Raw genomic sequence first — 20,416 nt, forward strand, 5'->3', positions numbered from 1 at the left:
GGCAGTGATCTTGACGGGCCTCGGACATTTGCGAGCCGTCAAGGCAGTGTCCTAAACGCACATCACTCGGTTAGATGAGTGTGGACACCAGAACGCCCCGGCCGGGGTTCGACGATCAGCCCGCGCTGAGCATGGTCAAGGTGGATTCCGATCCCGCCCAGGTGATCGTGAACCACGCCAGCTTCCGTGTGCGGCTCGCGCCGGCCCAACAGCCGAGGTTCGCCGCGAACCCGCGTATCGCAGCCCTCGCCGGAGCGGGAGTCGCCGGTGCCGGGGCGGGTGCCGCCCGCCGCCGGCCCGTCGTGTGGACCGGGAGGTCCGCGCCCGGCGCGACCGGACTCCTGCAAGCGGTGCGCGAGTCGTCCGCGGGCCCCGCCGCCGCGGTCTCCACCCTGGACCCGGCGACGCAGACCATCCCGCGCATCGGCGACACGATGCCCACCCCCGTGGTCCCCGCCGCCCCGCTGCTGCCGCCGATGCGGCGCGCCGAGGGGGCGTACGACGAGGGCGCGTACGAGGACGTCTACGCGATCGAGGCCGACGCCCACGACCAGGGCGCCGACCCCGACGCCCGGCCCCCGCACCGGCACGGCGCCGACGCCGTGCGGCACGCCTACTACCCGGGCCGCCGGATGAACCTCGGGGTGGTGCTGCTGCCGCTGCGGGTCTTCCTCGGCTTCATCTCCATCTACGCCGGCATGGGCAAGCTGTGCGACCCCGTCTACTTCGACGGCGGCGAGCGCGGCTCGATGGTCAAGTGGCTCAACTCCCTGCACCCCTGGGCCCTCGCCGAGCCGCTGCGCGACTTCGCCCTCCAGCACCCGGTGGGCGCCGGGCTCACCGTCGCCTTCCTCCAGGTCGTCGTCGGCGTCCTCACCGTCCTCGGCCTCTGGCAGCGGGTCGCCGCCGTGGTCGGCGCGCTGCTGTCCGCGGCGCTGATCCTGACGGTCAGCTGGAAGACGGTCCCCGTCTACGACGCGCCCGACATCATCTTCCTGGCCGCCTGGTCCCCGCTGATCATCGCGGGCGCCCCGGTCTACTCGATCGACGGACGCCTCGCCGGCGAGGCCTGGCGCACCCTCGGGCCGCGCTCCGAACTGTGGGACCTGCGCCGCCGGGTGCTGCGCCGCGGCACGGTCGTCGCCGCGGTCGTCGTCGGGCTCACGCTGCTGGTCGGCTCGATGCTGGGCGGGGCCGTGCGGTCCACGCAACTGGTCACCGTGCCCGGTCCGAACGACGACCCGATCAACCACCTGCCCGGCGAGCCGCTCCCAAAGGAGCCCGACGCCACCGGCCCCTCCCGCAAGCAGCCGAAGAGCCCCGAGCCCTCGGCGACGACCGGGGCGAGCGGCGAGCGCGAGCGGGACGAGAAGACGGCCGAGCCGACCCGGACCAAGGAGCCCCGCCGCGGCGAGCGCACCAGCCCGGCGGCCTCGCAGGGCGGCGGCACCCGCACCCCGAGCCAGTCCCGCACGGCGGCCCCGCCGACCTCCACGGGCTCCGGCTCGGGCTCCGGCGGCTCGGGCGGCACCAGCGGCACGCCGAGCAGCGGCAGCGGCGGCGGCGGCTCCACGGACGGCGGCTCGTCCACGTCGGGGCCGCAGAACCCGATCGGCGGGTTGCTGGGGTGAGCTAGGGATCCCCGTACGGGACAGGTACCCGTACGGGGATACGTACGGGTACGTGTCCCGTACCCGTACAGCGAAGGGGCCGCACCGGTCGAGACGACGGGTGCGGCCCCTTCGGCGTACGTACGGATCCCCCGTCCGTACGTTGGATCCGTACGTACGGGGGGCCTGCCGGCTATGCGTGCGCGGCGAGTTCCTTCGCGGCCTCGGTGAGGTCCTTGGCGGTGTCGATCGCGCGCCAGTAGGCCCCCTGGGGCAGCGGGAAGCCCGCCAGGCGCCGTTCGCGGGCCAGGCGGGGGAACGTGGTGCGCTCGTGGTCGCCGAGGTCCGGCAGCAGCTCGGTGAAGGCGGCGGAGAAGACGTACACGCCCGCGTTGATGAGGTACGGGGACGGCGGCGACTCGATGAAGTCGGTGATGTGGCCGAACGCGTCGGTCTCGACGGCGCCCCAGGGGATGCGGGGGCGGGCCAGGGCGAGGGTCGCGGTGGCGTCGCGCTCCTGGTGGAAGTCGGCCATCTCGCGCAGCGAGAAACGGGTCCAGATGTCGCCGTTGGTGGCGTACCAGGGCTTGTCGGGGTCCGGCAGGTGGGCGGCGGCGTACTTCAGGCCGCCGCCGCGGCCCAGCGGCTCGGACTCGACGACCGTCGTCACCTTGAGCGGCAGGACGGCGCTGCTCAGCCACTCCTGGAGCACCTCGGCGAGGTGTCCGCAGGAGACGACGACGTCGGTCACTCCCTCGGCGGCGAGCCAGGAAAGCTGATGGCCGATGATCGGGGTCCCGGTGCCCGGGATCTCGACCATCGGCTTGGGGCGGTCATCGGTGTACGGGCGCAGCCGCGAGCCCTGGCCGCCCGCCAGGACCACGGCCTGCGTCGGGGAGGTATGCATACCGGGAACGATATGCGTACCGGCGATGCCGGGCTCCCCTCAGCTCGCGCGCATGACGCCGGTCGCGAAGGAGGTGTCGCAGACGGGCCGGGAGAACGACTGGGCGCGGGTCGGGCCGTAGTGGCGGACGGCGGCGGCGCCGAGGGAACGGGCGATGGACATGCAGTGCTTGGCGAGCGACGGGCGGTTCTCCACCTCGCGCTGGAGGTGGGTGAGGGCCGTCCCGGGGTCCTTCTCCTGAAGCTCTGCGAGCAGCTGGTCGCGCAGAATATCCTGCGGGGCACGGGCCTTGGCCCGGGCCGAGACGTCCGTGGACGACGCCAGCAGCTGGGTCCCGGAGCCGTGGCCGGCCCACGGAACGGCGGAGACCGCGAGCGTTCCGGAGAGCACCAGGACGACGGGCAGGACGAGGGCGAGAGAGCGGCCGATTCGGCGGGCAGTGTGCGTCACGCAGGCGAGCGTAGCGGCCGGTAGTGATATGGCGACATTTAGTCACTCTCGCGGGGGATCGTTCGAGGGGTCTTTTCGAATCCGGTGTTGACGTCGGGGGGTGGATGGGGGCCTGAATGCCCAGTTCTGCCGGGGTTTTCGCCGAGTCGGGGATTCATGCGTCCTGTACGCGAACGGCCCCGCCCCCGCAAGCGGGGACGAGGCCGTGAGGACCGCGGGTCGCGTCGGGCGCGGTGCCGGTCGAGTTGGTGGCGGTGGCGGTGGCGGCGTCAGCGACACCGATGGCGTCAGCCGTGTCAGTCGGAGAGGCGCTCGCCGGTCGAGGTCGAGAAGACGTGCAGCTCGGCGGAGCGGGGCACGACCTGGAGGGTGGAGCCCTTCGCCGGGACGTCACGGCCGCCGACGCGGACCACCACGTCCTTGTCCTCGCCGCCGACGCGGGTGGAGCCGTAGACGAAGCCGTCGGAGCCGAGCTCCTCGACCACGTTCACGGTCACGGCCAGGCCGTCCTTGCTGGTGGCGCTCTGCACGTCGAAGTGCTCGGGGCGGACGCCGACGGTGACGGTGGTGTCGCCCTTGGCGGAGGCGGCGGCGATGGCGTCACGGGAGACCGGGACGACGCTGTTGCCGAACTTCACGCCCCCGTCGGTGATCGGGACCTCGATCAGGTTCATGGCGGGGGATCCGATGAAGCCGGCGACGAAGAGGTTGGCGGGCTTGTCGTACATGGTGCGCGGGGTGTCGACCTGCTGGAGCAGACCGTCCTTGAGGACGGCGACACGGTCGCCCATGGTGAGCGCCTCGGTCTGGTCGTGCGTCACGTACACGGTGGTGATGCCGAGGCGGCGCTGGAGGCTCGCGATCTGCGTACGGGTCGAGACACGCAGCTTGGCGTCGAGGTTCGACAGCGGCTCGTCCATGAGGAAGACCTGCGGCTCACGCACGATGGCACGGCCCATGGCCACACGCTGACGCTGACCGCCGGAGAGCGCCTTCGGCTTGCGGTCGAGGTAGTCGGTGAGGTCGAGGATCTTCGCCGCCTCCTCGACCTTCGTGCGGATCTCGCTCTTGTTGACGCCGGCGATCTTCAGGGCGAAGCCCATGTTGTCGGCGACCGTCATGTGCGGGTAGAGCGCGTAGTTCTGGAACACCATGGCGATGTCCCGGTCCTTCGGGGGCAGGTGCGTGACGTCGCGGTCACCGATGCGGATGGCACCGGTGGTGACGTCCTCCAGGCCGGCGAGCATGCGCAGCGAGGTCGACTTGCCACAGCCGGAGGGGCCGACGAGAACGAGGAACTCGCCGTCGGCGATCTCGATCTCCAGCTCGTTGACGGAGGGCTTTTCGGCGCCGGGGTAGACCAGGGTCGCCTTGTCGTAGGTGACGGAAGCCATGGTGATGTGTCCCTTCACCGGCAGGAACGTGCCGGACGATCCGAGTAAAAGGAGGATTGAGGTCTAGTCCACCTGGGTGAACCGCAAGTGACGCTACCTCCCACCACCGGATCTGTCAGCCCTCGGAGCCCGTGAGATTCCCGCCCCTGCCCGGGCGCCGGTTCGTTACACTGCACTGGCTGCCTCCTTAGCTCAGCTGGCCAGAGCACCGCTCTTGTAAAGCGGGGGTCGTCGGTTCGAACCCGACAGGGGGCTCATCGGCAGAGGGCCGGCGCAGGGGCATGCTCCCCTGACGCCGGCCCTTTCGCGTGGTCACATCTTGGGGAGGGGCGTCATGGCTGTGGGGATCGTGTTGCTTGTGTTCGGGGTCGGGGCTGCGGGGTGGGGGGCCATGTTTCTCTTCAATCTGCGTGGGGCGGCGGACAAGGTCACGGCGCGGCGCAACGCCGTGCGGGCCGTGAACGCGGCCCGGTCCATGGATCTCACACTCACGGAGCCGTCCCGGGTCGGTCCCTGGTTCTTCCGTCTCGTCGGCGGCATCGTGCTGCCCGGCGGCCTGTTCCTCGGGTTCATCGGGCTGGCGCTGACGCTCACGGGGTGAGTGGGGGGCGGGGCGGAGGCCGGTCGGGGAGGGTTCCGGCCGGCCTTCGTCGGCTTCAGGCCTCGGTGGCGAGGGTCGATTCGATCTGGGTGACCAGGTCCGTGAGGGTGGCTGTGAAGAGGTCCATCACGGTCAGGGGGACGCCGAAGCGGGAGTTCAGGCGGGCGGCTGTCTTCATGGCCAGGAGGGAGTCGCCGCCCAGGTCGAAGAAGTTCTCGTCCAGGTCCGGGGCGTCGATGCCCAGGAGGGTGGCGACCACCTCCGAGACCTCTGCCGCGACCTCCGAGGTGTGGTTGTGGAGGTGGGGGGTGTGTTCGGGGGGAGCGGGCAGGGCGGTTTTGTCGATCTTGCCGCTGGGGGTGCGGGGGAGGTTCGGGAGGGGGGCCCAGCGGGTGGGGATCAGGTGGGTGGGGAGGTGGGTGGTCAGGGCCGTGCGGATCGTGGCGGGGTTCGCGTGGGCGGGGGTCACGTAGGCCGTGAGCAGGTCGTCGCGGACGACCACCACCGCCTCGTCGACCTCCGGGTGCGCCACGATCGCCGCCTCCACCTCGTGTGGTTCGATCCGGTAGCCGCGGACCTTCAGCTGGTCGTCCGAGCGGCCCGCGTACTCCAGGATGCCGTCGGCGCGGAAGCGGGCCACGTCGCCGGTGCGGTACATCCGGGCGCCCGGCTCGGGCGCGTACGGGTCGGGGAGGAAGCGTTCCGCCGTCTGCCGGGGTGCGGCGCGGTAGCCGCGGGTAACCTGCGTGCCGCCGATCCACAGGTCGCCGAACACGCCGACCGGGACCGGGCGCAGGGCCGTATCCAGGAGGCGGGCGGTCGTGTTCGCCACGGGGGTGCCCACCGGGATCACCTCGTCGGGGATGTCGCCCGCCCTGATCGCGTGCCAGGTGCAGCCGACCGTCGTCTCCGTCGGGCCGTATTCGTTGATGACGCGGGTGGTCGGGGCGTGGGTCTTCCAGCGGGTCAGCATGTGGCCGTGGAGTTGTTCGCCGCCGATGACCAGGTGGTCCGCCGTGTTCTTGATCTCCGTGTCGGTCAGTGCCTGGGTGAGGAGTGCCAGGTGGGACGGGGTCATCTTCAGGAGGCCGAAGCCGCCTTGGGTTGCCGATGCCACCAGGTTCTCCGCGCTGCGTTCCTTCGCGCCGCACGTCACCGGTTCGCCCGCCGCCCACACCGGGAACACCGACGTCACCGGCAGGTCGAAGGCCATCGACGAGTACAGGGGTGCGCCCGTGCCCCGCGTCGAGCGGTAGGTGTCCCGCGCCCACGTCACGTAGTTGACGATGTTGCGGTGCTCCACCTGCACGCCCTTCGGCACCCCCGTCGAGCCCGAGGTGAAGATGACGTAGGCCAATGTGGTGGGGGGGAGTCGCAAGTCGAGGTTGGTGGGCCTGTGTGGGGGGGTTGGCGGGGGGGTCGGGCGGATTGTCTTCGTGGTGGGGAGTGGGTCGTTCGTCACCGCCAGGACGGCTCCTGCCGCCTTCAGCAGTGCCTCGTGGCGGGGGGTCGGGTCCGCCGGGTCCAGGGGGAGGTAGGCCGCGCCCGCCTTGAGGATCGCCAGGAGCGTGGTCAGCAGGGGTGGGGCGCTGCGGAGGGCCACGCCCACCACGTCCTCCGGGCGGACGCCCTCGGCGATCAGGTGGCGGGCCAGGCGGTTCGCGTCTGCGTTGAGTTCGGCGAAGGTGATGGTGCGGCCGTCCGCGTCCACGATCGCCGTCGCGTCGGGGCGGGTGCGGGCTACTCGCTCGATCATCTCGTGGAGGAGGGCGTCCTCGGGGAGTGCGGTCGGGCCCTTCGCGAAGGTGGTCAGGGACTCCCGTTCCGCGTCCGGGAGGAGGTCCAGGGCGGTGAGGGGGAGGTGGGGGGTGGTCGCTGCCGCCGTCAGGAGGGTGCGGAATCTTGAGGTGAGGCGGGTTGCCGTCGTCCGGTCGTACAGGGCCGTCGCGTACTCCAGCTCGCCCGTCACCGTTCCGTCCGGGTGGCGGACCAGGTCCAGGGTCAGGTCGAACTTCGCGGTGCGGCGCGGTACGGGGAGGGGCTCGGCCGTCGTGCCCGCGACGCGGAACGCCGTGCGGGGGGCGGGCGTGTAGGTGAAGGAGGTGTCGAAGAGCGGGTTCTCCGTGAGGGAGCGGTCCGGGGACACGCGGTCCACCACCCGGTCGAACGGCACGTCCTGGTGGTCCACCGCGTCCAGGACGGCCGTCCTCGTCCGGTCGAGGAATTCCGTGAAGGGCGGGTTTCCCGTCGTCCGCGTACGGATGGGGAGTTGGTTCGCGAAGTAGCCGATCGTGGAGGAAAGGGATGGGGTGGGGCGGGCTGCTGCCGGGGTGCCTACGACTATGTCGTCGCCGGGGGCGTGGCGGGACAGCAGGGCCTGGAACGCCGCCAGGTAGACCGTGAAAGGGGTCGCGCCCCGGGTCGCGCCCAGCTCCTCCAGGCGGGCCACCAGGTCGGCGGGGAGGGTGAAGGGGATGGCGTCGCCGTCGGTGTTCCGGGTCTTCGGGCGGGGGTGGTCGGTGGGGAGGCGGGAGCGGTCCAGGCCGGCCAGGGTCCGCTGCCAGTGGTCCAGGTGGGCCTCGCCCTCGGGGGAGGTCAGCCAGGTGTGCTGCCAGGACGCGAACGCCCGGTAGGGGGTGGGGAGTTCGGGGGTGGGTGCTGTGGTCGTGGTCGGGGTCGCCAGTTCTCTGGCCAGGATGTCCAGGGACAGGCCGTCGCAGGCTATGTGGTGGATCGAGATCACCAGGGCGTGGTCGTCCTCGGCCAGGCGGACCAGGTGGGCGCGGAACGGGGGCTCGTCGGCCAGGGCGAACGGGCGCTTCGGCTCGGCCGCCAGCAGTGCCGCGAGTGCGTCGGGCGAGTCGGCCGTGGACGTCGTGAACGGGGCGTCCGGGACCGGGTCCAGGACCGGGGACGGGGCGCCGTCGACCACGGGGAAGCGGGTCCGCAGCGGTTCGTGGCGTTCGAGTACGGCGCGCAGGCGGTCCCGCAGCGCTACCACGTCGAGCGGGCCGCGCAGGCGGACCGCCCACGGTTCCACGTACGCGTCCTGCTCGGGCGCGAGCTGGTGCAGGAACCACAGGGCGCGCTGCCCGAAGGTCGTCGACGGTGTGGGGGGCGGGGAGGGGAGGGGGGTGGGCGTTCGGTGGCGGGGGAGGGCTGCCACAGCCGCCACCGTACGGGCGCGCAGTACGTCCGCCGTGGACGGGGCCGCGCCCGTCGCCTGCCGCAGCGCCGACACCAGCCGGGCCGCGGTGAGCGAGTCCACGCCGAGGGCGACGAGGTCGTCGGACGTGCCCAGGTCGTCCAGGCCGAGGGCCTCCTCGCAGACGCGGACCAGGAGGGCCTCGTCCTCCGTCGCCGGGGCCGTGTACGCGGGCCGGGCGGCGTTCGACGGGGAGGACGGGGCCGGGAGGGCGCCGCGGTCGACCTTGCCGTTGCTGTTGAGCGGGAAGGCGTCCAGGCGGACGTAGTCGGACGGCAGCATGTAGTCGGGGAGCGTGGTGCGCAGGTGGGCCGTCAGGTCCGCCGGCGGGACCTGGTCGCCGGTCAGGTACGCGACCAGGTGCTTGCCGCCCGCCGGTGTCGTCCGGGGGTGGACGACCGCCGCCCGTACCCCGGGATGGGCCGCGAGCCGCGCCTCGATCTCGCCGAGCTCCACCCGGTGGCCGTTGATCTTCACCTGGTGGTCGGCCCGGCCCAGGATCTCCACCCGGCCGTCCGGCAGCACCCGGCCCAGGTCCCCGGTCCGGTAGCGGCGCGCGCCGCCCGGGGCCGGGACGAACGAGGCCGCCGTGAGCGCGGCCCGGCCGACGTACCCGTCCGCGAGGCCGCTGCCCTCGATGTACACCTCGCCGACCAGGCCCGGCGCGGCGGGCGCCCCCGTGTCGTCGAGGACGGTCACGTGCTCGCCCGCGAGCGGCGCCCAGTCGGTCAGCCGCCCGTCCGGTCCGAGCCGGGAGACGGCCGACCAGATGGCCGTCTCCGTCGGGCCGTACAGGTCCCACACGGGTACGCCGGTACGGGCCAGGCGCGCGGCCAGGTCCGGCGGCAGGCCCTCGCCGCCGCACCAGACGCGGAAGCCGGCGGGCGGCGCCCAGCCCGAGTCGAGGAGCAGGCGCCAGGTCGCCGGGGTCGCCTGCATGAGCGTGGCGCCGTCGGCGAGGAGCGCGGCGAGGCGGCCGGGGTCGCTCACGTCGGCGCGGCCGGCGACCACGACCGTGCCGCCGGCGAGCAGCGGCAGGAACAGTTCGACGACCGAGATGTCGAACGCCGCCGTCGTGACCGCCACCAGCACGTCTTCCGCGCCGAGTCCGGGCCGCTCGGCCAGTGCCGTGAGGGTCGCCGACACCGCCGCGTGGCGGACGGCGACGCCCTTGGGACGGCCCGTGGAGCCGGAGGTGTACATGAGGTACGCCAGGCCGGAGGGGGTGGCGAGGGAGGCGGTGGAGGCCAGGGCGGGGGCCTGGGCATGGGCATGGGCAGGGGCCGGGTGGGCGCTCGCCGTCGCCAGCTCGGCCAGGCGCACGGTGCCGGTGCCGGACGGGGCCGTGGTGGCCTCGCCCGTCTCGTCGGTCACCACCAGGGCGGCGCCGGAGTCGGCGAGGACGTACGCGAGGCGGTCCGCCGGGTGGCCAGGGTCCAGCGGCAGGTAGGCGGCGCCCGTCCGCCATACGGCGAGCAGGGCGACGATCAGGTCCGCGCCGCGTTCGACGCACACGCCGACCACGTCGCCGGGGCCGACCCCGCGCGCCGCCAGGCCTCCGGCGACGCGGGCGACCCGCTCGTCCAGCGCGGCGTACGTCAGCGCCCGCGCGGCGTCGCGCACGGCGAGGGCGTCCGGGCGCCGGGCGGCGACGGCGGCGATCCGGTCGGGTACGGGGCGGGAGTCCGTGGCGTCTTCTCGCCGTACCGCGCGGGTGTCCGTGGCGTCCTCTCGCCGTACCGCGTGGGCGTCCATGCCGTCTTCTCGCCGTACTGCGCGGGCGTCCATGCCGTCTCCTCGCTTCACCGCGTGGGCGTCGTGGCCGTGGGTGTCCAGGTGGGTGGTTCGATCACTTCGAGTACGGCGGTGCCGTAGCTGAAGCCGACGCCGCTGCCGCACAGGGCGACGAGGTCGCCGGGGCGTAGCGCTCCGGTCTCCAGGAGGTGGGTCAGGCCGCCGAACTGGTTGGTGGTGCCCATGTGGCCGACCGTGCGGCCCCAGTCCCAGGTGGTGCGTTCCGTGCCGATGCCGAGGCTCTTGCGGAACTCCTGGTCGACCATGTGGGCGCCGATGTTGGGGAACACCCAGCGTGTCACGTCGTCGGGGGTGGCGCCCGCGTCGGTGAGGGCCTCGGTGATGGTGGCCCGTTCGGTCTCCGCCATCGAGCGGAGCATCGGGAGCAGCCGCTTGCGGTGTGCCATGAGGAAGGCGCGCCGGTCGGGGAAGTCCGCGGGGTCGGGCGGGGGCGTCGCCGTGAAGCGGCCGTCGCCCTGGACCGCCGTCGACAGGAGGCGCAGTGGGCCGGGGCCGTGGTGGAGGACGAGCGCCGAGGCGCCGTCGGCGTCCACGCCGCCGGGGTCGAGGCGGTAGCGGTTCACGCCGGGGCCGCCGTGCCGGTCGGCGGTGGTGAGGAGCGCGGCCGTGCCGGGGCCGGCCGCGGTCAGGTAGGCGGCGGAGAGTTGCAGGGCGGCGAGGGCGCCGTTGCAGGACTGGCGTACGTCGACGGTGAACGCGCCGCGCGCGAGGGTCCTGCCCTGCACGTAGGAGGCGGGGACCACGTCGTCGGGGCCCTGCGGGGTGCTGCCCGTGTGGGCGTGCAGGACGATGGCCGCCTCGTCGACGGCGGCCCGGCCGAGGGCGGCGGTGCCGGCCCGGGCGGCCAGGTCGACGGGGTCGGTGTCCTCGGCGGAGGAGACCGACACGTAGTCGTGCGCCTCGGCGAGTTCGGGGTCGTACCGTCCGTCGGCGATCGCCGTCGTGACGTCCTCGGTCCGGCCTGTCGCGAGCGCGCAGGACAGCACATGGATACCGGTCCACCGCATGCTCAACCCCCAGTCTTGGCACCACGGTTGTGGACAGCGGCGCCGACTATAACCCGGCCTCCGGTGGTCGGGGGAAGAGTGTCGATCTTCGCGGAGGGTGTCGGTGGCAGGGTCAACTAGGGCTCTGATATGGCCATTTGAATGCAATGGAGGTCGATCAACGGCTGAAATAGAACGGAGTTGACCTGTTGCCTGCCGTCAGTCGGCGTCGTTACGATCTTCAGCGCTGTGCTCATGACATCTTGCAGGGGAAGGGCGCGCGTGTGCGCTGGGACGAACCGTTCAAGGGGAGCATGTGATGGATGACCAGTCGAAGGACCGGTCCGGAGCACGGCAGACCCTGCGGCAGTCGTTCGCGCCACTCTCGCTGCGCCCGTTCCGGATCCTGTGGACCGGAAACGCGATCTCCGCCATCGGCAGCAGCATGACCCGCATCGCGCTGGTCTTCTCGGTCCTGTCGATCGGCGGCTCCGCCACCGACATCGGCATGGTCATGGCCGGGCAGGTGGGCGCGCAGGTCGTCTTCACCCTGGCCGGCGGTGTGTGGGCCGACCGCCTCCAGCGCCAGTTCGTGATGCTGACCGCCGACCTGATCCGCGCCGGGGCCCAGGCCGTGCTCGCGGTGCTCCTGCTGAGCGGGAACGCGCAGGTCTGGCACCTGATCGTCGGCGGTGTCGTCTTCGGCTCCGCCCAGGCCTTCTTCGGGCCGGCCTCCAGCGGGCTGATCGCCGAGATCGTGCCGCCGGAGCAGCTCCAGCGCGCCAACGCGCTCATGACCTCCTGCTTCAGCTTCTTCAGCGTCGTCAGCCCCGCCCTCGCCGGTGTCGCCATCGCGCTCGTCGGCCCGGGACTCGTCCTCGCGATCGACGCCGTCACCTTCATCGTGAACGCGATCTCGCTCGCGATGCTGAAGCTGGCGCCGCGCAAGGTCCAGGTGTCCGGCTCGTTCTGGGCGGACCTGGGGGAGGGCTGGAAGGAGCTCATCTCCCGCCGCTGGCTCTTCCTCAACATGATCGCGCACGGCTTCCAGAACCTGGCCATCGTCGCGTACTTCGTCCTCGGACCGACCATCGCCGACAAGTCGCTCGGCGGCGCCTCCTCGTGGGGTCTGATCGCCGCCGCGTACGCCGCCGGCTCGATCTCCGGCGGTGTGGTGGCGCTGCGCCTCGACCCGAAGCGCCCACTGATCGCCGGCAACCTGGCGTTCGCGCTGACCGCGCTGCCGCTGCTCGCGCTCGCCGTGCCGATGCCGGTGTGGGCGGTGATGGCGGCCGCGTTCGTCGGCGGCACCGGCGGCATGTTCCTCGACGCCGTCTGGCGGGCCTCGCTCCAGCAGCTGATCCCCGACGAGGTGCTGTCCCGGGTCGACTCGTACGACTGGATGATCTCCACGGTGGCGGCGCCGGTCGGCCTCGCGCTCGTGGGTCCGCTCGCCGCCACCACCAGCAACACGTCGACCCTGCTGATCGCCGCCGTGGCGATCGTCCTCCCGCTCTCCGCCACCGTGCTGATCCCCGGTGTCCGCGCGGTGCGCCGACTGCCCGACGGGCGGACCGTCGGACCGCAGCCGCGGGGCGCGGTGCCCGTGCCGCGGACCGAGCCCGAGCCCGTGGCGGACCGACCGTAAGGAACGAGGAACCATGGCCGACGCGCCGAGCAGATGGATTCGCCGCTACCGGACCGCGCCCGACGCGCCGGTGCAGCTGGTGTGCCTCCCGCACGCCGGCGGGGCCGCCAGCTACTACCGGCCGCTGGCCCTGCCGCTGTTCCCCGAGGTCGAGGTGCTCGCGGTGCAGTACCCGGGCCGCCAGGACCGCTACAACGACCCGTGCATCGACGACTTCGAGGAGCTGACCGAGCGCACCCTCGCCGCCGTACGGCCCGCGATCGACCGGCCGGTGGCGCTGTTCGGGCACAGCATGGGCTCGCTGCTGGCCTTCGAGGTGGCCCGGCGGCTCGAAGCCGAGGGGACCGAGCCGCTCGCGCTGTTCGCCTCGGCCAAACGGCCGCCGTCCCGGCACCACATCGAGCTGCCGCGGCAGGCGACCGACGAGGAACTGATCTCGGAGATCGCCGCGCTGGACGGCACCGAGGAACGGCTCCTGGACAGCGAGGACATGCGGCTGCTGTTCCTGCCCGCGCTGCGCGCGGACTACACGGCGCTCGCCGTCTACCGGCCCACCGACGCCCGGCTCGCCTGCCCGGTCGTGGCCCTGGTCGGCGACGACGACGAGCGGGTCTCCGTGGACGACGCCGCCGCGTGGGAGAACCACACCACGGGCCCGTTCGACCTCAACGTCTTCTCCGGCGGGCACTTCTACCTCAACGACCAGTGGGAGGACGTCGCCGCCGTCATCAAGCGGCGCGCGGCCGACCTGGTGCCGCAGAAGGGCTGACCCGGGACCCGGGACCCGGGACCGGCACCCGGGCGTACGGGAAAGGGCGCGGCGGCGACTTCGCCCCGCGCCCCCTCTCTCGTGCCCTCGCGTACCGCCCCGCTCACTCCGCCCGGCCGAGCACCACCCGTACCGACTCCTCCAGGATCGCGAGCCCCTCGGCCAGTTCCGCGTCGGTGATCGTCAGGGGCGGCAGCAGTTTCACGACCTCGTCGTGCGGTCCCGCGGTCTCCACCAGCAGGCCGCGCGCGGTGGCCTCGTCGGAGACCGCGTCGGCGAGGCCCGGGCCGAGGACGAGGCCGTGGATGAGGCCGCGGCCGCGGGTGGACAGGCCCGCGCCGGGGTGGGCGTGGACGATGCCCCGGAGCGCGTTCGCGACCCACTCGCCCTTGGCACGGGTGGACTTCTCCAGGACGTCGTCGCGCCAGTAGACGCGCAGCGCCTCCGTCGCGGTGACGAACGCCGGGTTCACGCCGCGGAAGGTGCCGCTGTGCGCGCCGGGCCGCCACACGTCGAGCTCGGGGCGGACCAGGAGGAGGGTGAGGGGGAGCCCGTATCCGCCGATGGACTTCGACAGGCAGATCAGGTCGGGGACGACGCCCGCGTCCTCGAAGCTGAAGAAGGCGCCGGTGCGGCCGCAGCCGGCCTGGATGTCGTCGACGATCAGCAGGATGCCGTGCTCCCGGCACAGCTCCGCGAGCGCCCGCAGCCATTCGGTGCTCGCCACGTTCACCCCGCCCTCGGCCTGCACGGTCTCGACGATGACCGCGGCCGGCCGGTCGAGTCCGCTGGCGGGGCCCGCGAGCATGCGGGCCAGGTGCTCGGGGCCGGGGTGGGCGTCGTAGCCGTCGAAGGGCACGGCGGTGGTGCCGGTGAGGGGCAGGCCCGCGGAGCGGCGGTGCAGGGGGTTGCCGGTGACGGTGAGGGCGCCGAGCGTGGCGCCGTGGAAGGAGTTGGTGAAGTGCACGATCTCGGTGCGGCCGGTGACCGTGCGGGCCAGCTTCATGGCCGCCTCGACGGCGTTGGCGCCGCCCGGGCCCGGGAAGAGGACCTTGTGGTCCAGGCCGCGGGGCCGCAGCACCAGCTCGTGGAGGGTCTCCAGGAGCTCGCGCCGGGCCCCGGTGAACATGTCGAGGGCCTGGGTGACGCCGTCGGACTCGATGTAGTCCAGCAACGCCCGTTTCAGGACGGGGTTGTTGTGGCCGTAGTTCAGCGATCCGGCGCCGGCGAAGAAGTCGAGCCAGCCGCGCCCGTCCTCGCCGTACAGGCGGCTTCCGGTGGCGCGGGAGAAGACGACCGGCCAGCGCCTGCTGTAGGACCGCACGCCGGACTCGCGCTGCTCGAAGATGTTCAAGGAAGTCCTTCCCCCGTGAAGAGAGTTCCCCGTGACGCGAGTTCTTCCCCGTGGGCGGGGAGCCTCGCTAGGAGATGTAGGAGTAGTACGAGCGCAGTCCCGGCATCACCAGGCCGCGCGGCAGGCCGGCGACGACCCCGAGCGCGAACAGCAGGTTGTACCGGAGGTTGGTGAGCGGCATGCCGTGGCGGACCGCCGCGATGCCGCGCAGGGCGCTGGCCCGGTCGTGCCAGTCGATGTTGAAGGAGATCGACGCGCTGGGCGAGGTGACCTTGTGGAGCGTGCCGGGCGGCATGTAGAACATGTCGCCCGCCTCGACGTCGCAGGTCAGCACCGTCGCGTCACGGAAGCGCGGGTGCTTGTCCAGGTCGGGGGCCTCCGGGTCGACCGCGGCCCACCGCCAGTTGTACGGGTAGCACTTGGCGCGCTCGGCGTCGGCGACCATGACGAACCGCTTCGACCCCTGGATCTGGAAGAACAGGTTGTGCGTGAGCAGGGTGTCGAAGTGCAGCGGGGTCTGCGCGCGCGAGGGCCCGACGAAGAACTGGGTGAACTGCCACCACCGCTCGCGGAAGAACGGCGGGAAGTACCCGACGGGGAACGGCCCCAGGTCGCGGCGGAGCGCCGGGATCATCGAGAGCAGCGGCACGTCGTGCAGGTAGCCGGGCGGCTCGGCGTCGAGCGTGGGGTCCTCGGCGAGCCGGGCCTCCCACTCGGCGAGCTCCTTGGCGTAGTCGGCGAGCCGGACGACCGAGGTGCGCCCGGCGGAGACGGTGCCGACCTTGAGCTGCACCCGCTGGTCGGGCGCGATCCCGGCGAGGTGGTCGGCGGACCAGGTGGAGACCGCGGGCATGCCGGCGACGGCGCCGCGGATCACCACCGGCTTGCGCCCCTGGTACTCGGCGCGGAACTCGGCGGGGCTCAGCGCGGTCCGCACGTCGACGGAGACGGGTCGGGCCGTTGTCGTCACTGACATCTCCTACTCGTCTGACGCGAGGCGCGGGCGGACGCGGGCAGGGACGACCGGGGGCGGCTGCGCGCGTGTCGTGGTCGTGATCGGTGGCCACCGGGCGGGCGCGGTGTCCGGCGAGGGCGGGTCGCGGCGGGGCCGGCTGACGTCGTGGTCGCGTGCCCCCCTCGCTCCACTCCGGCACCGTCGGACACTACCCGCTGATCGTCGGGTTGGCGAGAGGTGATCTTCCGGTAGGAGCTTTGCGGAGGTCGTCCAACAGGGCCTCCATATAGGGGAGTTCGGTGGCTTTCGGAGAGGGCCGTTTGTTCGCTGAACGGTCAAGATCCAGCAGGCTTGGGCCTGTTGCCCCGGATCCCCCGCTATGGGCCGCTGACCTGCATGGATGGTGGGTCTCTCAAGTGCCTTGAACTGTCTGCGGGTTGGGCTCGTGGGGGCCGGAAAGTCTTGACAGTGCCGGAAGCCGCGATCTAGCTTGAGGCCCGTTGAGCTGCGGGGGAGGCGGTTCGCCGGGGGAGTCCCCGGGGACGTGTCCGAATGGCTCCCGCGGCGAGACGCGTCAGTGGCGCATCCTGCACCGCTCCGGTCGGCAACGACTGTATGGGGGATTTCAGATCTGATGTTCGACGACGAGAACGCCGAATACCTGGTCGTGATCAACGAAGAGGCGCAGTACTCGATCTGGCCCGCGGCCCGCGAGCTGCCGGCCGGCTGGGTGGCGGAGGGCGGACCCCGCTCCCGTACCGAGTGCCTCGACCACATCGAACTGGTCTGGACCGACATGCGCCCGAAGAGCGTGCGCGAGGCCCTGGAAAATACCGGATCTCTTAGCGGACAGGGGAGTCGAATGGTTCTCTCACAGCTTGTGGACGCCGATGAACTGAAGGCCATGTCGCCGGAGGAGCTGCGCGAGATGCTGGCCAGCCTCGACGACGACGTGATCTACGGCGAGGACGGCGACGTCATCGAGCCCAACCCCGGTGGCGAAACGGTTTAGCGCATCGTGCGGGACCGGGCGGGGCCATCCGTCCGGTTCACCGCCCGGTCCGTTCGCCCTGCTCGGTTGACCTGAACGAAACGCCATTTGTCGCCCCCCAGGTGCGGCACTACGGGGAGTGGCAATGACGTCTGGTGCCCTGAGTTCTGTTTCCGCTGTCGTCGAGCACGTCTTCGACCGCTATCCGCAGGTCGCCAGACGGGCGGGCCGTCATGACTTCGACGGGCGGCTGCCCGAGGTCGCGCCCGACTCGCCCGCCGTCCTCGACGGCCTGCTGGCCGCCGTGACCGGGCACCTCGACGCCCTGCCACGGGACGCCGACCCGGAGCTCCGGGCCGACCTCGGCACGGCGGCGCGGGTCCTCACCGACGAGCGGTTCCGGATCACCGGAGCGGGCCGGACCCACCGCGGGCCCGACGCCTGGCTGGCCGAGACCGACCTCCACATCTACCTGCGCGGGGAGTACGCGCCGCTCGACGAGCGGATCGGCGCGCTCTCCCGCCACCTCGGCGCGCTGCCGGACTTCCTCGCGGCCACCGCGAGCACGCTCGGCCGCACCCTGCCGGCCGGCGAACGGATCGGCGGCGTCGAGAACGCCCGCGCCCGGGCGGTGTCCGTACGGAACCTGGTCACCCGACTCGTCGCCACACGGCCCGAGTTGGCGGACGGTCCGCTCATGGAGCGGGCCGGGCGGGCGAGCGCCGCGTTCACCGGCTTCGCGGACGCCGTCGCGGCCACCCAGCCGGCCCGGGCGGTCCTCGGACCCGAGCTGCTCGCCGCCTACCTGGAGGCCGCCGAAGGCGTCGACACCCCGGTGGACGAGCTGCTCGCCGAGGCGGAGGCCGAGGTCCGCAACCTCACCGCCCGCCTCGACGCGCTCTCCGCCCGCCTCGGGGCGAGCACCCGGCAGGAGCTGTACGGCCTGCTGAGCGCCCGCCTCCCGGAGGGCTCCGTGACCGGCACGCTGGCGCGGATCATCGACCGGCTGCACGGCTTCTGGGCCGAGCAGGACGTCGTGACCCTGACCGGAACGCAGCGGCTCGACATCCGACCCGTACGCGATCTGTCGACGTCCGCCGTGGTCGTCTTCGACACGGGCGGCCCGCTGGAGAAGGTGCCGCAGCCGCATGTGCTGCACGTCCCGGAGCCGCGCGATCCCGCCGCGCTCCGCGACTACCTGAACGAGCCGATGCTCGAGATGATCGCGGTGCACGAGGTCCTGCCCGGGCACTTCCTGCACCACGAGGCGACCCCCGGGCACGCGGGCCTGATCCGCCGCTGCGTGCCCTGGTTCCCCGGGGTCACCGAGGGCTGGGCGCACTACACCGAGGAGCTGGCGATCGAGCGCGGTCTCGCCGAGGACCGTCCGCTCGTCGAGGTGGCCGCGCTGCGGTTCGCCCTGGAGGCCGCCACCCGCCTGCTCGTCTTCCTCTCCGTCCACGCGGGGCGGAGCAAGTTCGGTGCCGCCGCCGCCGAGGCCGCCACGCTCTGCGCGTGGTCGCCGGAGCGCGCCGGCCGCGAGGTGCTGGCCACGGCCGCGCAGCCGGCCCGCGCCATGTACACGCTCGGAAAACTGCACATCAGGCGGTGGCGGGAGCTCTCCGGCGCGGGGGCCCCGGCCGCCGGGCCGAAGGCCTTCCACGACCGCCTGGTGCGGGCCGGCAGCGCGCCGCTCTCCGTCGTCCGGCAGTACTGCCTCGACGACAGGAGCGACGGGAGCCACGGCGGCGACAGCGGCGACAGCCGCGACAGCCGCTCCGGCCACCCCAGCAACGACAGCAGCGTCTCTCACGCAACCGCATCCTGACCTACTGAAGGAGAACCTGTGACCGAGGTGACGGCCGAAGTCATGCCCGCCGAGGCATTCCCCGCGGACTACTGGGTCACCATCCCCGGTGGACCCTTCATCATGGGTTCCGACGAGCTGAGGGAGGACGGCAAGCCCCGTGCCGCCGCCCCCGAACACCGCGTCGACGTACCGGAGTTCCGCATCGCCAAGCGCCCGGTGACCGTCGCGGACTTCCGCAGGTTCGTCGAGGCGACCGGCCATGTGACCGACGCCGAGAAGGCCGGCAAGAGCTGGGTGTGGATCGGCGACCCGGCCGTGATCATCCCGGACCAGGACTACCTGTGGAAGGCGATCGACGGCGCGACCTGGCGCACCCCGCGCGGCGTGGGTTCCACCGTGGAGGGCAAGGACGACCACCCGGTCACCCACGTCAGCTACGCGGACTGCATCGCGTACACCGAGTGGACCGGCACCCGGCTGCCCAACGAGGCCGAGTGGGAGAAGTGCGCGCGCGGCACCGACGGGCGCCGTTTCCCATGGGGCGACGAGGAGCCGACCGCCGAGCACTGCAACCACACGATGGTCGTCGCCGACACCAGCCCGGTCGGCGCGTTCCCGAAGGCGGCCGGCCCGTACGGCGTCGAGGACATCACGGGCAACGTGTGGGAGATCATGTCCAACGGCTTCCACCACTACCCGTTCGACGAGAACAAGCCCCGCCGGGTCATCAAGACGCGGGCCGGCACCATCCCGCTGGGCGTGATCCGCGGCGGCTCCTTCTACAACAACCACGACCCCCGTGGCTGCCTGGCGTGGGTGCGGATCTACAACCTGCCGGACTACAGCTGCTACGACATGGGGTTCCGTGTCGCCGCCCGCTGAGACCGGCGGCGCCGGTCACCCGGGACACCCGGAGCACCCGGACGCCCCGGCGCGGGCGGCCCGGGTGGACCGGACGCTGCTCGACCGCGCGGACGCGCTGCTGCGGGACCTGCCGAGGACCCGGGTGGTGCGGCTGCCGCACCCCGGGATCCGGCTCTACGCCAAGATGGAGTCGGAGAACCGCACCGGCAGCGCCAAGGACCGGGCCGCGATCTGGATCCTGCGCGAGGCCGTACGCCGCGGGGACATCACCCGGGACACCACGGTCGTCGAGTCGTCCTCCGGCAACTTCGCGCTCTCCCTGGCCTCGTTCCTGAACGAGCTCGGCGTGCCGTTCGTGCCGGTCCTCGACCCGAACGTCAACGCGGCCACCGAGCGGACGCTGCGCCGCCTGTGCGCGCGGGTCGAGAAGGTCACCGAGCCGGACGGCACCGGCGGCTACCTGCTCAGCCGGCTCGACCGGGTGGCCCGGCTGCGCGCCGAACTGCCGGACGTGTACTGGCCCGACCAGTACGCCAACCCGGACGGGGCGCGCGGGCACTACGAGCTGACCGCGGGCGAGCTGCTGGCCGACGTCGGCCGGATCGACTACCTGTTCGTGGGCGTCGGCACCGGTGCGACGGTCAACGGCCTGTCGCACCGGCTCGGCAAGGAACAGCCGGACGCCCTGGTGATCGCCGTCGACGTCGAGGGCTCGGCGATCTTCGGCGCCCCGCCGGCCCGCCGGCTCATCCCGGGCATCGGGTCCAGCATCCGCCCGCCGCTGGTCGACGCGGCGTGGATCGGCAAGGTGGTCGTGCTGTCCGAGCGGGACGAGGTGGCTGGCTGCCGGGCGCTGCTGCAGGACCACGGCATCTACGCGGGCGGCTCGACCGGCTGCGTGTACGCCGCGATCACCCGCCACTTCGAGGGGCACAGCGGCCCGGAGCCCGTGGTGGCGTTCCTGTGCGCCGACAACGGCGAACCGTACGCCGAGACGGTCTACGCGGACGACTGGGTCGCCGCACACCTGACACCGGTCGCAACCAAGGGAGCATGA

Annotated in this window: 15 protein-coding genes and 1 tRNA gene; 9 read left to right on the forward strand and 7 right to left on the reverse strand. The window is 72.4% G+C overall.

The features are described 5' to 3' along the window. Positions 1 to 74 precede the first annotated feature (74 nt). On the forward strand, positions 75 to 1,631 hold the full coding sequence (locus tag ACZ3ZE_RS34890; protein WP_361164958.1) for a DoxX family membrane protein: 1,557 nt from the start codon (positions 75 to 77) through the stop codon (positions 1,629 to 1,631). 172 nt (positions 1,632 to 1,803) lie between these two features. Here the strand turns inward: ACZ3ZE_RS34890 and ACZ3ZE_RS34895 are convergent, their stop codons facing one another. The 3 genes from ACZ3ZE_RS34895 to ACZ3ZE_RS34905 form a co-directional block, all read right to left on the reverse strand. Beyond that, entirely contained in the window at positions 1,804 to 2,517 is a 714-nt protein-coding gene (locus tag ACZ3ZE_RS34895) for a nucleotidyltransferase family protein (RefSeq protein WP_361164960.1), read from the reverse strand. Positions 2,518 to 2,556: 39 nt separating this feature from the next. Next, the gene (locus ACZ3ZE_RS34900) at positions 2,557 to 2,967 is read right to left on the reverse strand and encodes a hypothetical protein (RefSeq protein WP_361164963.1); all 411 of its coding nucleotides are present in this window, start codon (positions 2,965 to 2,967) and stop codon (positions 2,557 to 2,559) included. Between the two features lie 296 nt (positions 2,968 to 3,263). After that, positions 3,264 to 4,361, reverse strand: coding sequence for an ABC transporter ATP-binding protein (locus ACZ3ZE_RS34905; protein WP_361164966.1), 1,098 nt, complete (start codon positions 4,359 to 4,361; stop codon positions 3,264 to 3,266). 181 nt (positions 4,362 to 4,542) lie between these two features. Here ACZ3ZE_RS34905 and ACZ3ZE_RS34910 point away from each other — a divergent pair. Continuing rightward, positions 4,543 to 4,616: transfer RNA gene (locus ACZ3ZE_RS34910), tRNA-Thr, on the forward strand. Between the two features lie 136 nt (positions 4,617 to 4,752). Further along, on the forward strand, positions 4,753 to 4,962 hold the full coding sequence (locus tag ACZ3ZE_RS34915; RefSeq protein ID WP_467261863.1) for a hypothetical protein: 210 nt from the start codon (positions 4,753 to 4,755) through the stop codon (positions 4,960 to 4,962). 55 nt (positions 4,963 to 5,017) lie between these two features. Here the strand turns inward: ACZ3ZE_RS34915 and ACZ3ZE_RS34920 are convergent, their stop codons facing one another. After that, complete coding sequence (locus tag ACZ3ZE_RS34920; RefSeq protein WP_467261865.1) at positions 5,018 to 9,955, reverse strand: amino acid adenylation domain-containing protein; 4,938 nt, start codon at positions 9,953 to 9,955, stop codon at positions 5,018 to 5,020. Between the two features lie 14 nt (positions 9,956 to 9,969). Then, entirely contained in the window at positions 9,970 to 10,989 is a 1,020-nt protein-coding gene (locus ACZ3ZE_RS34925) for a ketoacyl-ACP synthase III family protein (RefSeq protein ID WP_361164975.1), read from the reverse strand. A 298-nt stretch (positions 10,990 to 11,287) separates the two neighbouring features. On the opposite strand from ACZ3ZE_RS34925, the gene ACZ3ZE_RS34930 reads away from it, so the two are divergent. Then, on the forward strand, positions 11,288 to 12,616 hold the full coding sequence (locus ACZ3ZE_RS34930) for an MFS transporter (protein WP_361164978.1): 1,329 nt from the start codon (positions 11,288 to 11,290) through the stop codon (positions 12,614 to 12,616). A gap of 13 nt (positions 12,617 to 12,629) precedes the next feature. Continuing rightward, the gene (locus tag ACZ3ZE_RS34935; RefSeq protein ID WP_361164981.1) at positions 12,630 to 13,385 is read left to right on the forward strand and encodes a thioesterase II family protein; all 756 of its coding nucleotides are present in this window, start codon (positions 12,630 to 12,632) and stop codon (positions 13,383 to 13,385) included. A 103-nt stretch (positions 13,386 to 13,488) separates the two neighbouring features. On the opposite strand, the gene ectB is transcribed toward ACZ3ZE_RS34935, so the two are convergent. Then, positions 13,489 to 14,739, reverse strand: coding sequence for a diaminobutyrate--2-oxoglutarate transaminase (ectB, locus tag ACZ3ZE_RS34940; protein WP_361164984.1), 1,251 nt, complete (start codon positions 14,737 to 14,739; stop codon positions 13,489 to 13,491). Positions 14,740 to 14,806: 67 nt separating this feature from the next. After that, positions 14,807 to 15,709: a cupin-like domain-containing protein gene (locus ACZ3ZE_RS34945; protein WP_361164987.1), complete on the reverse strand. Its 903-nt coding sequence runs from the start codon at positions 15,707 to 15,709 to the stop codon at positions 14,807 to 14,809. A gap of 619 nt (positions 15,710 to 16,328) precedes the next feature. Here ACZ3ZE_RS34945 and ACZ3ZE_RS34950 point away from each other — a divergent pair. The 4 genes from ACZ3ZE_RS34950 to ACZ3ZE_RS34965 all read left to right on the forward strand — a co-directional run bounded on the left by ACZ3ZE_RS34950 (position 16,329) and on the right by ACZ3ZE_RS34965 (position 20,416). Then, entirely contained in the window at positions 16,329 to 16,706 is a 378-nt protein-coding gene (locus ACZ3ZE_RS34950; RefSeq protein WP_361164989.1) for an MbtH family protein, read from the forward strand. A 124-nt stretch (positions 16,707 to 16,830) separates the two neighbouring features. Continuing rightward, entirely contained in the window at positions 16,831 to 18,513 is a 1,683-nt protein-coding gene (locus ACZ3ZE_RS34955; protein ID WP_361164992.1) for a DUF885 family protein, read from the forward strand. Between the two features lie 18 nt (positions 18,514 to 18,531). Then, positions 18,532 to 19,377 carry a formylglycine-generating enzyme family protein gene (locus ACZ3ZE_RS34960; protein WP_361164994.1) on the forward strand — a complete coding sequence of 282 codons (846 nt, stop codon included), beginning with the start codon at positions 18,532 to 18,534 and terminating at the stop codon, positions 19,375 to 19,377. Then, entirely contained in the window at positions 19,361 to 20,416 is a 1,056-nt protein-coding gene (locus tag ACZ3ZE_RS34965; RefSeq protein WP_361164997.1) for a pyridoxal-phosphate dependent enzyme, read from the forward strand. Before ACZ3ZE_RS34960 ends, ACZ3ZE_RS34965 begins: the two co-directional genes overlap by 17 nt.

This window comes from Streptomyces sp. NPDC023157 (assembly GCF_055560575.1).

Coding starts and splice junctions, on each gene's coding strand:
- ACZ3ZE_RS34925 (WP_361164975.1), bottom strand. CDS start 10,989: ATGCGGTGGACCGGTATCCATGTGCTGTCCTGCGCGCTCGCGACAGGC.
- ACZ3ZE_RS34915 (WP_467261863.1), top strand. CDS start 4,753: ATGTTTCTCTTCAATCTGCGTGGGGCGGCGGACAAGGTCACGGCGCGG.
- ACZ3ZE_RS34895 (WP_361164960.1), bottom strand. CDS start 2,517: ATGCATACCTCCCCGACGCAGGCCGTGGTCCTGGCGGGCGGCCAGGGC.
- ACZ3ZE_RS34890 (WP_361164958.1), top strand. CDS start 75: ATGAGTGTGGACACCAGAACGCCCCGGCCGGGGTTCGACGATCAGCCC.
- ACZ3ZE_RS34950 (WP_361164989.1), top strand. CDS start 16,329: ATGTTCGACGACGAGAACGCCGAATACCTGGTCGTGATCAACGAAGAG.
- ACZ3ZE_RS34920 (WP_467261865.1), bottom strand. CDS start 9,955: ATGGACGCCCGCGCAGTACGGCGAGAAGACGGCATGGACGCCCACGCG.
- ACZ3ZE_RS34930 (WP_361164978.1), top strand. CDS start 11,288: ATGGATGACCAGTCGAAGGACCGGTCCGGAGCACGGCAGACCCTGCGG.
- ACZ3ZE_RS34955 (WP_361164992.1), top strand. CDS start 16,831: ATGACGTCTGGTGCCCTGAGTTCTGTTTCCGCTGTCGTCGAGCACGTC.
- ACZ3ZE_RS34935 (WP_361164981.1), top strand. CDS start 12,630: ATGGCCGACGCGCCGAGCAGATGGATTCGCCGCTACCGGACCGCGCCC.
- ACZ3ZE_RS34905 (WP_361164966.1), bottom strand. CDS start 4,361: ATGGCTTCCGTCACCTACGACAAGGCGACCCTGGTCTACCCCGGCGCC.